At 59.9% G+C, this 13,357-nt stretch carries 8 protein-coding genes; 6 read left to right on the forward strand and 2 right to left on the reverse strand.

Annotation, left to right across the window (positions count from 1 at the left end):
* Positions 1 to 21 precede the first annotated feature (21 nt).
* The gene (gene ccoN, locus CJU81_RS11360) at positions 22 to 1,449 is read right to left on the reverse strand and encodes a cytochrome-c oxidase, cbb3-type subunit I (RefSeq protein WP_095036673.1); all 1,428 of its coding nucleotides are present in this window, start codon (positions 1,447 to 1,449) and stop codon (positions 22 to 24) included.
* Positions 1,450 to 1,787: 338 nt separating this feature from the next.
* Here ccoN and CJU81_RS11365 point away from each other — a divergent pair, with 338 nt between their 5' ends.
* The gene (locus tag CJU81_RS11365; protein ID WP_095028279.1) at positions 1,788 to 2,456 is read left to right on the forward strand and encodes a DUF3313 domain-containing protein; all 669 of its coding nucleotides are present in this window, start codon (positions 1,788 to 1,790) and stop codon (positions 2,454 to 2,456) included.
* Positions 2,457 to 2,625: 169 nt separating this feature from the next.
* On the opposite strand, the gene CJU81_RS11370 is transcribed toward CJU81_RS11365, so the two are convergent.
* Positions 2,626 to 3,417: a hypothetical protein gene (locus CJU81_RS11370; protein WP_095036674.1), complete on the reverse strand. Its 792-nt coding sequence runs from the start codon at positions 3,415 to 3,417 to the stop codon at positions 2,626 to 2,628.
* A gap of 271 nt (positions 3,418 to 3,688) precedes the next feature.
* Here CJU81_RS11370 and tpx point away from each other — a divergent pair, with 271 nt between their 5' ends.
* From tpx to CJU81_RS11395, 5 genes are all read left to right on the forward strand, one after another.
* Positions 3,689 to 4,189: a thiol peroxidase gene (tpx, locus tag CJU81_RS11375; RefSeq protein WP_095028281.1), complete on the forward strand. Its 501-nt coding sequence runs from the start codon at positions 3,689 to 3,691 to the stop codon at positions 4,187 to 4,189.
* A gap of 196 nt (positions 4,190 to 4,385) precedes the next feature.
* Positions 4,386 to 5,693, forward strand: a complete 1,308-nt coding sequence (locus tag CJU81_RS11380; RefSeq protein ID WP_095036675.1) for an MdtA/MuxA family multidrug efflux RND transporter periplasmic adaptor subunit — start codon at positions 4,386 to 4,388, stop codon at positions 5,691 to 5,693.
* Entirely contained in the window at positions 5,690 to 8,791 is a 3,102-nt protein-coding gene (locus tag CJU81_RS11385; RefSeq protein ID WP_095036676.1) for an MdtB/MuxB family multidrug efflux RND transporter permease subunit, read from the forward strand. The genes CJU81_RS11380 and CJU81_RS11385 overlap by 4 nt, the downstream gene beginning before the upstream one ends.
* On the forward strand, positions 8,788 to 11,895 hold the full coding sequence (locus tag CJU81_RS11390; RefSeq protein WP_095036677.1) for an efflux RND transporter permease subunit: 3,108 nt from the start codon (positions 8,788 to 8,790) through the stop codon (positions 11,893 to 11,895). Before CJU81_RS11385 ends, CJU81_RS11390 begins: the two co-directional genes overlap by 4 nt.
* Positions 11,892 to 13,325, forward strand: coding sequence for an efflux transporter outer membrane subunit (locus CJU81_RS11395; protein WP_095036678.1), 1,434 nt, complete (start codon positions 11,892 to 11,894; stop codon positions 13,323 to 13,325). The genes CJU81_RS11390 and CJU81_RS11395 overlap by 4 nt, the downstream gene beginning before the upstream one ends.
* Positions 13,326 to 13,357 lie beyond the last annotated feature (32 nt).

Here is a 13,357-nt window from a genome sequence, read left to right on the forward strand (position 1 = left end):
GAGGCCTGCGCTGCAATAGGGTCAGGCGATCTGTGCGCTCAGTTCGGCCTGTTTGAGGTTGCCTACGCGCACTGTGCGCCAGACGTTGTAGGCCATCAGCAGCATGCCGCAGAGGAAAAACACCCCGCCCACCAGGCGCACGACAAAGCCCGGGTGGCTGGCCTGCAGTGACTCCACAAATGAATAGGTCAGCGTGCCGTCATCGTTGATCGCCCGCCACATCAGGCCCTGGGTGATGCCGTTGACCCACATCGAGGCGATGTAGAGCACGGTGCCGATGGTGGCCAGCCAGAAATGCAGGTTGATCAGCGGGGTGCTGTACATCTGCTCGCGGCCGAAGATTTTCGGGATCATGTGGTACAGCGCCCCGAAGGTAATCATCGCTACCCAGCCCAGTGCCCCGGCGTGAACGTGGCCGATGGTCCAGTCGGTGTAATGGGAGAGGGCGTTGACGGTCTTGATCGCCATCATCGGGCCTTCAAAGGTCGACATGCCATAGAACGCCAGCGACAGCACCAGAAACCGCAGGATCGGGTCGGTGCGCAATTTATGCCAGGCCCCCGAGAGGGTCATCATGCCGTTGATCATGCCGCCCCAGCTGGGTGCCAGCAAAATAATGGACATGGCCATGCCCAGCGATTGCGCCCAGTCCGGCAAGGCGGTGTAGTGCAAGTGGTGAGGGCCGGCCCAGATATAGAGAGTGATCAGTGCCCAAAAATGCACGATCGACAGGCGATAAGAGTAGATAGGCTTGCCGACTTGCTTGGGCACGAAGTAGTACATCATCCCAAGAAAACCGGTAGTCAGGAAAAAGCCCACAGCGTTGTGCCCGTACCACCACTGCACCATGGCATCGGTGGCACCGGAGTACACCGGATACGACTTGAACCAGTCCACGGGAATGGCCAGGTGGTTGACCACATGGAGCATGGCAATCACCAGGATAAAGGCGCCGAAGAACCAGTTGCCGACATAGATGTGCTTGCTTTTTCGGCGCACCACGGTGGTGAAAAATACGATGGCATAGGCCACCCAGACCACCGTCAGCCAGACCGCGCCGGTGAATTCGATTTCAGCGTATTCCTTGGTGGTGGTGTAGCCCAGGGGCAGGGTGACCAGCATGATCACGATAACCGACTGCCAGCCCCAAAAAGTGAACGCTGCGAGCTTGTCCGAGAACAGTCGCACCCCGCAGGTGCGTTGTACGGCGTAGTAACTGGCGGCAAATTGCGCGCTGCCGGCAAAGCCGAAAATCACCAGGCTGGTGTGCAGCGGTCGCAGGCGGCCGAAGGTGGTCCAGGGCAGGTCGAGGTTCATCTGCGGCCAGGCCAGTTGTGAGGCGATCCATACGCCCATGGCCATGCCGACAACGCCCCACACCACGGTCATGATGGCGAATTGGCGGACGACCTTATAGTTATAGGCCTGCCCGTTTAGTGTTGTGCTCATGCTCAAGTCTTCCACGGTTCAAAGTCCTGCCAGGCCTCGTGGTCTGGCGCAGGTTGAACTTTAGGAAGCCTGGCAAAAACAAAACAGATTCAGAAAACGAGAATTTATACGGAGCACAGTTTGTCGATGTTTCAGGTCGCTATATGCAAATCTGATCTGCTTTTTAGAGTTATTTTTGGATACTAAAACCAACTGATCTGTTATGGCCTGGCACCTGTGTATTGCGTGCTTGTTCACAATCATCGCCGGATAAACCCGGGTTGTGCGGTGATTTTTCAGGGCTTGGCTATACCTATATCTGCGCGTTCCTACGGTTGCGCCCCTACAGGAGTTGCAGAATGAAGCTTGGCTTAATGATCGGTACGTTGTGCATTGCATCAATCGGGATGGTCGGTTGTGCGAGCAAGGTCCAGCAACCGGATGAATATTCTGGTTTTTTAAAGGATTACAGCCGCCTTAAAGAGGCCAAGTCGCCATCGGGTGCTGAGGTGATGCGTTGGGTGGATCCCAAACTGAAGCCTGGTCAATACACCAGCGTTTATATCGAGCCGACGCAGTTGTACCCGGCGCCAAAACCGACAGAAAAAATCCCGCAAAGCACGCTCAATGGGATCACCCAGTACTACGATCAGGCGCTTAAACGGGAGCTGAGCAAATCATTGCCATTGGCCAGTGCCCCGGGGCCGGGCGTGATTGTGGTGCGTGCAGCCATCACTGCCGTAAGCAGCGAGACCGAGAGCCTGGCGCCGTATGAGTACATTCCGGTAGCGCTGGTAGCGGCGGCAGTGAGCACGGCGTCGGGTATCCGCGATCAGGAAACCCAACTGGCCACCGAAGCCGTGTTTATCGACGGGAAAAGCCAGGACGTAGTGGCCCAGGTAGTGCGCAAGGGCACAGGCAAGCCACTGGCAAATGCCAGCCAGGCGATGAAGGCCGATGACGTGAAAAACGTGATTGATACCTGGGCTTCGGACTTGCATCAGTCGTACTTGAAACTCAACAAATAAGCGAAACGTGGGCGAATGCCTGCGCAAATTGTAGTCGCTGCCGCAGGCTGCGAAGGGTTGCGAAGCAACCCGTTTCCCCGAAGCCTGCGCGATCCCGATCCCGATCCCGATCCCGATCCCGATCCCGATCCCGATCGCAGCCTTCGGCAGCGACTACAGAATCCTCTCCCTACTTGCCGAAGGTGACATTGATCCCGGCAAACAGGGTGAACTGCGGCAGGTCGTCACCCTTGCGTTCCACTGTCCATTGCGGTTCAACAAAGGCGTTGAGGATGTTGCTGCCGGCTTTCCAGGCCTTGCCCACGCCCAGCCCGATCGGGATGTAATGGGTGTTGTTTTTCAGGTCGTACGTCCAGGTGCCCGTGGAGCGCAAATACCAGCCCTTGGGCAGGTTGTGGATGATGAACGGCTGAAAGGTCGCGCTCTCGACATGCTGGCGGTCGCTGTCCCCGGCAAACGAACTCTGATACTGCACCAGCGCGCCCAGCAGGCCGCGTGGGGATGCGTCGATAGCAACCGCGGCGAGGCCGGCCTGCCACTTGCCGGTCCCCAGTTCGTCATGTTCGGCAGTGGGCGCAGTGATTTGCGGGCCGATCCCCAACTGCACGCCTTCGGTTTTGAGCAGGAAAATATCGAACAGATTAAGGTCGCCAATCCCCGTGCTGTAGCCGCTGTGCGGGTCAGGGCGGGTGCTGATCGGCAATGTGGCGCGCAGCAGTTGCGGCACGCCGATAAAGTCATTGGCGGCCACGGGCAACGTGCCGCGCAACAGGGCGTCGTTGGTGTGGATGTTGCTGTCGTAGACCTGCGGCGTGTAGTAGTCCTGCAGGTTGAGCCCGGGAGCCAGATTCAGCGGGTTGTTGCTCTTGTTGGCGGTCTCGGCGTTGTCCGCCAGCGCATCCGTGACGGGGTAAAGGGCGAGGGTGAGCAGAAGACCTGAGGCAAGGCGGGTGATTGGCATGACGGTCCTGTTCCTTGGGCGCTAGCTGTTCACGCTAGCAGTTGGCCCGGAGTTGGCCCGTACGCCCGCGTGGTTTCTGATGTATTTGCGCACCGGTACACAGAAAACGGGCCGCGCAGAGTTCTCCGTTCATGCCGATTGCCTGTGGCGACCAGTAGGAACAGTCATTTTGTCATGGCATACATGAGAATTTATGTTCAGGCCGTAGGTCGCCCGCCTGATTCATGTTTAACTTCGGCCTCTTCAAAAACTGTTAAGAAGGACATCGTTCATGGCTCAAGTGACGCTTAAAGGCAACCCTGTTCAAGTCAACGGCGAACTGCCTGCAGTAGGTTCCAAGGCGCCAGCGTTTTCGCTGGTTGCAGGTAATTTGTCCGACGCAACACTGGCGAGCTTTGCCGGCAAGCGCAAAGTGCTGAACATCTTCCCAAGCGTTGATACGCCAACCTGCGCTACTTCGGTACGCAAGTTCAACGCCGAAGCCAATGCGCTGCCGAACACCGTTGTACTGAACATCTCGGCTGACCTGCCATTTGCGCAGGCCCGTTTCTGTGGCGCTGAAGGCCTGGAAAACGTACAAAACCTGTCGACCCTGCGTGGCCGCGAGTTTATCGAGAACTACGGCGTGGCAATCGCCGATGGCCCGCTGGCCGGCCTGACTGCCCGTGCGGTTGTGGTACTGGACGAAAACGACAATGTGCTGCACAGCGAACTGGTCAAAGAAATCGCTGAAGAGCCTAACTACGAAGCAGCCCTGGCTGTTTTGAAGTAAGTCGAACTGCAAGCCCGAAGCGGCCCGGTACTTGAAAGTGCCGGGCCGCTTTTTTTTGCGCTCCATTCTGTTATCCCACAATTGCTGTCATCTTTTGCTCATGACCCCTCTATAACGTAAATAGCGGGTAAAGAACCTTTTCATAACGGTCTGCACTGCTTATCGTTCCACTTCCTGAAAATTCTCGCTCGCGCTAATGGTTGATCACTCCATGCAATCCTCTGTTTCCCACAAATCTCGTCGCTGGCTGGTTGCTCTGCTGGTCTTGCTGATAGTCCTTGGCCTGTGCTGGTGGCTATGGCCGTCTGCCGCAAAAAAGGCTGCGACCGATCAGCCCGCCGGGCACGCCGGTCGCTCGGGCATGATGCGCCCTGGCTTTGGTGGCTCGACCCAGCCCGTGCCGGTGCGGGTGTCGGAAGTCAAACAGGGTGATTTTCCGATTTATTACAAGGCGCTCGGTACCGTGACCGCATTGAACACCATCAATGTGCGCAGTCGCGTAGCCGGTGAGTTGGTCAAGGTCTACTTCAAGGAAGGGCAAATGGTCAAAGCTGGCGAGTTGCTGGCTGAAATCGACCCGCGCAGCTATCAAAATGCGCTGCTGCAAGCCGAAGGCACGTTGCTGCAGAATCAGGCCCAGCTGAAAAACGCCCAGGTCGATGTGCAGCGCTATCGCGGGCTCTACGCCGAGGACAGTATTGCCAAGCAGACCCTGGACACCGCCGAAGCGCTGGTCAGCCAGTATCAGGGTACGGTCAAGACCAATCAGGCTGCGGTCAATGACGCCAAACTCAACCTGGATTTTACCAAGATTCGCGCACCGATCAGTGGCCGTGTGGGCTTGCGCCAGCTGGACGTCGGCAACCTGGTAGCGGCCAACGATGCCACGGCGCTGGTGGTGATCACCCAGACCGAGCCGATAGTGGTCAGTTTCACCTTGCCCGAGAACAACCTCGCGCTGGTGCTTGAGCGTTATCGCAGTGGCGCGAAAATGCCGGTGCAGGCCTGGAACCGTGGCGATACCAAAGAGCTGGCAGTCGGTGTGTTGAGCAGCATCGACAATCAGATTGATATCACCACCGGCACCCTGAAATTCAAGGCGTTGTTCGAGAACCGCGATCAGGCGCTGTTCCCCAATCAATTCGTCAATGTTCACCTGCTGGCCGATACATTGAAAAACGTGGTGCTGGCACCGACTGCGGCGATTCAGTACGGCACCAACGGCTCGTTCGTGTATGCGATGGATGGCGACAACAAGGTCAAGATTCGCAGCATTAAAGTGGGCGCCACCGATGGCGACGTGAGCGTGATCGAAGAAGGCCTCAAGCCCGGTGATCGTGTGGTGCTCGAAGGTACCGACCGTCTGCGTGATGGTGGTGCTGTAGAGGTGGTCAACGACAGTGCCGAAGTACCGCAAACGGCTGCCGGGCAACTGCTCGATGGCGGTGCTGACACCGATACCGCGCCGGCCGCGGACACAACCAAGTCCAAGGCCCGCGAATGAACCTGTCGCGCCTGTTTATCCTGCGCCCGGTTGCAACCACGCTGTGCATGCTGGCCATCGTGTTGTCCGGGATCATCGCCTATCGCTTGCTGCCGGTATCGGCCTTGCCTCAGGTGGACTACCCGACCATCCGGGTGATGACCCTGTACCCCGGCGCCAGCCCGGATGTGATGACCAGTGCGGTGACGGCGCCGCTTGAGCGTCAGTTCGGGCAAATGCCGGGTCTGACGCAAATGGCCTCCACCAGTTCCGGCGGTGCTTCGGTGCTGACCCTGCGCTTCAACCTCGATATCAATATGGATGTCGCCGAGCAACAGGTGCAGGCCGCGATCAACGCCGCCAGCAACCTGCTGCCCAAGGATTTGCCGGCACCGCCGGTGTACAACAAGGTCAACCCGGCGGATACCCCGGTGCTGACCCTGGCCATCAGTTCCAAAACCATGCAGTTGCCCAAGCTCAATGACCTGGTCGACACGCGCATGGCGCAAAAAATCGCCCAGATCAGCGGCGTGGGTATGGTCAGCATTGCCGGCGGTCAACGCCAGGCGGTGCGGATCAAGGTCAACCCCGAAGCGCTGGCTGCCAACGGCCTGAACCTGGCGGATGTGCGCACCCTGATCGGTGCGTCCAACGTCAACCAGCCCAAGGGTAACTTCGACGGCCCGACCCGGGTGTCGATGCTGGACGCCAATGACCAGCTGAAAACCCCGCAGGAATACGCCGAGCTGATCCTTGCCTACAACAACGGTGCGCCGTTGCGGCTCAAGGACGTGGCCGAGATTGTCGACGGTGCCGAGAACGAACGCCTCGCGGCATGGGCCAACGAAAACCAGGCGGTGCTGCTCAATATCCAGCGCCAGCCCGGTGCCAACGTGATTGAAGTGGTGGACCGGATCAAGGCCCTGCTGCCGAGCATCACCGATAACCTGCCCGCCGGTATCGATGTCACGGTGCTCACCGATCGAACGCAAACCATCCGTGCCTCGGTGCGTGATGTGCAACACGAATTGCTGATCGCCATTGCCCTGGTGGTGATGGTGACCTTCCTGTTTCTGCGCCGCGCCAGCGCTACCATCATCCCGTCGATTGCCGTGCCGCTGTCGCTGGTCGGGACCTTCGGTGTGATGTACTTGGCCGGGTTCTCGATCAATAACCTGACGCTGATGGCCCTGACCATCGCCACTGGTTTTGTGGTCGATGATGCCATCGTCATGCTGGAAAACATCTCGCGCTATATCGAGGAGGGCGACAGCCCGATGCAGGCGGCGCTCAAGGGCGCCAAACAGATTGGCTTTACCCTGATCTCGCTGACCCTGTCGTTGATCGCGGTATTGATCCCGCTGCTGTTTATGGCGGATGTGGTCGGGCGACTGTTCCGTGAGTTCGCCATCACCCTGGCGGTGGCGATCCTGATCTCGCTGGTGGTCTCGCTGACCCTGACCCCGATGATGTGCGCGCGCCTGCTCAAGGCCGAACCCAAGCCTGAAGAGCAGGGGCGCTTTTACCGTGCCAGCGGCGCGTTTATCGACTGGATGATCGCCGAGTACGGGCGCATGTTGCAGTGGGTGCTCAAGCACCAGCCGCTGACCCTGCTGGTGGCCATCGGTACACTAGCCTTGACCGTGTTCCTGTATATGGTGGTGCCCAAGGGCTTTTTCCCGGTGCAGGACACCGGGGTGATCCAGGGCATTTCCGAGGCGCCGCAGTCAATTTCGTTCAGCGCCATGAGCCAGCGTCAGCAGGAGCTGGGCAAGATCATCCTGCAAGACCCGGATGTCGAGAGCCTGTCGTCTTACATCGGTGTGGACGGGGATAACCCGACGCTCAACAGCGGCCGTATGCTGATCAACCTCAAGCCCCACAGCGAGCGCAGCGACAGCGCCACCGAGGTGATTGCACGGCTGCAGCCGCAACTGGACAAGCTGTCGGGTATCCGCCTGTTTATGCAGCCGGTGCAGGACCTGACCATCGAAGACCGCGTCAGCCGTACCCAGTACCAGTTCAGCCTGTCGTCCCCGGATGCCGACCTGCTCAGTACCTGGACGCAAAAGCTGGTCACCGCGCTGTCCAATCAGCCTGAACTGGCCGATGTGGCCAGCGACCTGCAGGACAAGGGCTTGCAGGTGTACCTGGTGATCGACCGCGATGCGGCTTCACGCCTCGGCGTGTCGGTGGCCAATATCACCGATGCCTTGTATGACGCCTTCGGCCAGCGGCAGATTTCGACCATTTACACCCAGGCCAGCCAGTACCGGGTGGTCCTGCAGGCCAAGGACGGCGAGAAAATCGGCCCGCAGGCACTGGATCAGATTCACGTCAAAACCACTGACGGCGGCCAGGTGCGGCTGTCGAGCCTGGCCCGGGTCGAGGAGCGTCAGGCGCAACTGGCCATTTCCCATATCGGTCAGTTCCCTTCGGTGATGGTCTCGTTCAACCTCGCGCCCGGCGTAGCGTTGGGCGAAGCGGTCGAACTGATCGACCAGGTGCAGAAGGACATCGGCATGCCGGTGGGGGTCAAGACCGAGTTCCAGGGCGCCGCACAAGCCTTCCAGGCTTCGCTGTCGAGCACCTTGCTGCTGATTCTGGCGGCGGTGGTGACCATGTATATCGTGCTGGGCGTGCTCTACGAGAGCTATATCCACCCGATCACCATTCTCTCGACCCTGCCGTCGGCGGCGGTGGGTGCCTTGCTGGCGTTGATCCTCAGCGGCAATGACCTGGGCATGATTGCGATTATCGGCATCATCCTGCTGATCGGTATCGTCAAGAAAAACGCGATCATGATGATCGACTTCGCCCTCGACGCCGAGCGCAACCAGGGCATGGCGCCCGAGCAGGCGATCTATCAGGCGGCACTGCTGCGCTTCCGGCCCATTCTGATGACCACCCTGGCGGCGCTGTTCGGTGCGGTGCCGCTGATGCTGGCCACCGGCTCCGGTGCTGAATTGCGCCAGCCGCTGGGTCTGGTGATGGTCGGTGGTTTGCTGGTGAGTCAGGTATTGACCCTGTTTACCACGCCGGTGATCTATCTGTACTTCGATCGTTTGGGCCGTCGCTGGCGCGGCAATGCGACCCGGGCTGAGCAGGCGTCGGTATGAACCTGTCCGGCCCGTTTATCAAACGCCCGGTAGCGACCATGCTGCTGAGCCTGGCAATCATGTTGCTGGGCGGGGTGAGCTTTGGCTTGCTGCCGGTGTCGCCGTTGCCGCAAATGGATTTCCCGGTGATCGTGGTGTCGGCCAGTTTGCCCGGGGCCAGCCCCGAGGTGATGGCATCGACCGTGGCAACGCCGCTGGAGCGGGCCTTCGGTGCGATTGCCGGGGTCAATACCATGAGCAGCAATTCGAGCCAGGGCTCGACCCGAGTGATTTTGCAGTTCGATCAGGACCGCGACATCAACGGCGCGGCGCGGGAGGTGCAGGCGGCAATCAACGCCTCGCGCAACCTGCTGCCCAGCGGCATGAAAAGCATGCCGACCTACAAGAAGATCAACCCCTCGCAAGCACCGATCATGGTGCTGTCGCTGACCTCCGAGGTCTTGTCCAAGGGCCAGCTCTACGATCTGGCCTCGACCATTCTTTCGCAGAGCCTGTCCCAGGTGCCGGGTGTGGGCGAGGTGCAGATTGGCGGCAGCTCGCTGCCTGCCGTGCGTATCGAGCTGGAACCGCAACTGCTTAACCAGTACGGCGTCTCGCTGGATGACGTGCGTAACACCATTGCCAGTGCCAACGTGCGCCGGCCCAAGGGCGCTGTGTCCGACGGCGAGCGCAACTGGCAGATCCAGGCCAACGACCAGCTGGAAAAAGCCAAGGACTACGAGCCGCTGATCATCCGCTACCAGGATGGTGCGGCGCTGCGCCTGAGCCATGTGGCCAAGGTCAAGGACAGTGTTGAAGACCGTTACAACAGCGGGTTTTTCAATAACGACGCGGCGGTTTTGCTGGTGGTCAACCGCCAGGCCGGGGCCAACATCATCGAGACCGTGAACGCGATCAAGGCCCAGTTGCCGGCGCTGCAGGCAGTGCTGCCGGCCAGTGTGCAGTTGAACGTGGCCATGGACCGCTCGCCGGTGATCAAGGCCACATTGCATGAAGCGGAAATGACCCTGCTGATCGCCGTGGCGCTGGTGATTCTGGTGGTGTTCCTGTTCCTCGGCAATTTCCGTGCGTCGCTGATTCCGACGCTGGCGGTGCCTGTGTCGTTGGTGGGCACCTTCGCCATCATGTACCTCTACGGCTTCTCGCTGAACAACCTGTCGCTGATGGCGCTGATTCTGGCCACCGGATTGGTGGTGGACGATGCCATCGTAGTGCTGGAGAACATCTCGCGGCATATCGATGCCGGTGTGGCACCCATGAAAGCGGCCATGCTGGGGGCCAAGGAAGTCGGTTTTACCTTGCTGTCGATGAACGTGTCGCTGGTGGCGGTGTTCCTCTCCATCCTGTTTATGGGCGGGATTGTCGAGAGCCTGTTCCGCGAGTTTTCCATCACCCTGGCGGCCTCGATTATCGTATCGCTGGTGGTGTCCCTGACCCTCACGCCAATGCTCTGCGCACGCTGGCTCAAACCCCATGTGCCGGGCACGGAAAACGCCATGCAGCGTTGGAGCATCCGCCTTAACCAGCGCATGGTCAGCGGCTACGCGCGCAGCCTGGACTGGGTGCTGCGGCACAAGCGCCTGACATTGCTCAGCCTGCTGGTGACCATTGGCGTTAACGTGGCGCTGTATGTGGTGGTACCGAAAACCTTTATGCCGCAACAGGACACCGGGCAACTGATCGGCTTTGTGCGCGGAGACGACGGTCTGTCGTTCAGCGTGATGCAGCCGAAGATGGAAATCTTCCGCAAGGCGGTGCTGGCCGACCCTGCGGTAGAGAGCGTCGCCGGGTTTATTGGCGGTAATGGCGGCACCAACAACGCCTTTATGATCGTACGCTTGAAGCCGATCTCGGAGCGCAAGGTGTCGGCGCAAAAGGTCATCGAACGGCTGCGCGAGAGCATGCCCAAAGTGCCAGGCGGGCGCCTGATGCTGATGGCCGACCAGGACCTGCAGTTTGGTGGCGGGCGTGACCAGACCAGCTCGCAATACTCCTACATCCTGCAAAGCGGCGATCTGGGCGAGTTGCGCACCTGGTACCCGAAAGTGGTGGCTGCGTTCAAGGCGCTGCCGGAGCTGACCGCCATCGATGCCCGGGAAGGCCGCGGCGCCCAGCAGGTGACACTGGTGGTTGATCGCGACCAGGCCAAACGCCTGGGGGTGGACATGGACATGGTGACCGCCGTGCTCAACAACGCCTACAGCCAGCGGCAGATTTCCACCATCTACGACAGCCTGAACCAGTATCAGGTGGTGATGGAGGTCAACCCCAAGTACGCCCAGGACCCCGAAACCCTGAATCAGGTGCAGGTGATTACCGCCGATGGCCAGCGCATTCCGCTGTCGGCCATTGCCCACTATGAGAACAGCCTGCAAAACGACCGTGTTTCCCACGAGGGCCAGTTCGCTTCGGAGAGCATTGCGTTTGATCTGGCCCCCGGTGTCACCCTGGAGCAGGGTACGGCAGCCATTGAACGGGCGGTGGCCAAGCTCGGCCTGCCGGAAGAAGTGATCGTGAAAATGGCCGGCACGGGCGACGCCTTTTCCGCCACGCAAAAAAGCCAGCCCTTCATGATTCTCGGGGCGCTGGTGGCGGTGTACCTGGTGCTGGGGATTCTCTATGAGAGCTATATCCACCCGTTGACCATTCTCTCGACCTTGCCGTCGGCCGGGGTTGGCGCGTTGTTGAGCATTTACCTCACGGGCGGGGAGTTCAGCCTGATTTCACTGCTGGGGCTGTTCTTGCTGATTGGCGTGGTGAAGAAAAACGCGATTTTGATGATCGATCTGGCCCTGCAACTGGAACGGCATTCGGGCCTCGACCCGCAAGCGTCGATCCGCAGTGCCTGCCTGCAGCGTTTAAGGCCGATCCTGATGACCACCCTGGCAGCCATTCTCGGCGCCTTGCCACTGATGCTGAGCAGCGCCGAAGGCGCGGAAATGCGCCAGCCCCTGGGCCTGACCATCATCGGCGGGCTGATCTTCAGCCAGATCCTGACCCTTTACACCACTCCGGTGGTTTACCTCTATCTCGACCGCCTGCGCCATCGTTTCAACAAATGGCGCGGCGTGCGCACTGATGCTGCTCTGGAAACTCCGCTATGACCTCTCGTTTGTTTCTCCTTGCCCCAGCGTTGTCCGTTGCGCTGCTCAGCGCCTGTGCAATCGGCCCGGACTACCAGCGCCCGCAAACGGCGGCGCCCCTTGAGTTCAAACAGGCGGCCGGCTGGACCCAGGCCAACCCGAGCGACTCCCTGGCCCGTGGTGCCTGGTGGGAGTTGTACGGTGATCAGCAGCTCAACGGGCTGGTTGAAAAACTCAACAGCGCCAACCAGAGCGTTGCGCAGTCTGAAGCCCAGTTCCGTCAGGCCCGGGCCCTGGTGCGCAGTGCGCGTGGAGCGTTCTTGCCCAGCGCCGACCTGAGCGTGGGCAAGACCCGCTCCAGCCAGGGCACCGGCAGTTCCAACTCCAGCCTGACCAGCTCCAGCAGCGGCATTCGTGACACCTTGAATGCCCAGGTAGGGGTGAGCTGGGAAGCCGATGTGTGGGGCAAATTGCGCCGCGGCCTTGAAGCCAACGAAGCGAGTGCCGAAGCCAGCCTGGCTGATCTCGCGGCCATGCGTCTGAGCCAGCAGTCGGAGCTGGTGCAGAACTACCTGCAATTGCGAGTTATCGATGAGCAGAAGCGCTTGCTCGAAGCCACGGTCGAGGCCTATCAGCGCTCGCTGAAGATGAGCGAAAACCAGTACCGGGCGGGGATTTCCGGAAAGGATGCGGTGGCCCAGGCGCAAACCCAGTTACGCAATACCCAGGCCAGCCTGATCGATCTGATCTGGCAGCGGGCGCAATTTGAAAACGCGATAGCGGTGCTCACCGGGCAGGCGCCAGCGGGTTTCAACCTGGCGGAAATTAAAAACGTACCCAAACTGCCGCAGATCCCGGTCAGCCTGCCGTCGCAACTGCTGGAGCGGCGCCCCGACATTGCTTCGGCGGAGCGCTCAGTGATTGCGGCCAACGCCAATATCGGCGTGGCCAAGGCGGCTTACTACCCCGATTTCAGTTTGAGCCTGTCGGGTGGCTACAGCAGTAGTCAGTATCAGGACTGGATCAGCGTGCCCAACCGCTTCTGGTCGGTGGGGCCAAAAATCTCCCTGCCGTTGTTCGATGGTGGCCAGCGTTCGGCGGAAGTCGATCGTAACGAAGCTGCTTATGACCAGACCGTGGCCAAGTACCGCCAGACCGTGCTCGACGGACTGCGGGAAGTGGAAAACTACATGGTGCAGCTCAAGGTGCTGGGCGATGAGTCGGTGGTACAGGAGCAGGCTCTGGAGTCGGCCCGCGAGTCGTTGCGCCTGACCACCAACCAGTACAAGGCCGGTTTGATTGCTTACCTGGACGTGGTTTCGGTACAAACCACTGCTCTGAGTACCGAGCGCAGTGTGCTGAACCTGCTGCAAAGCCGGTTGATCGCCAGCGTGCAACTGATCGCGGCGCTGGGTGGTGGCTGGGATGGCAAGACCGAGTTGAGCGACTGACGCAGCCCCCCTCACCCCAACCCTCTTCCGGC

Origin of the sequence: Pseudomonas fragi (genome assembly GCF_002269505.1) — a bacterium.
GTDB lineage: Bacteria > Pseudomonadota > Gammaproteobacteria > Pseudomonadales > Pseudomonadaceae > Aquipseudomonas > Aquipseudomonas fragi_D.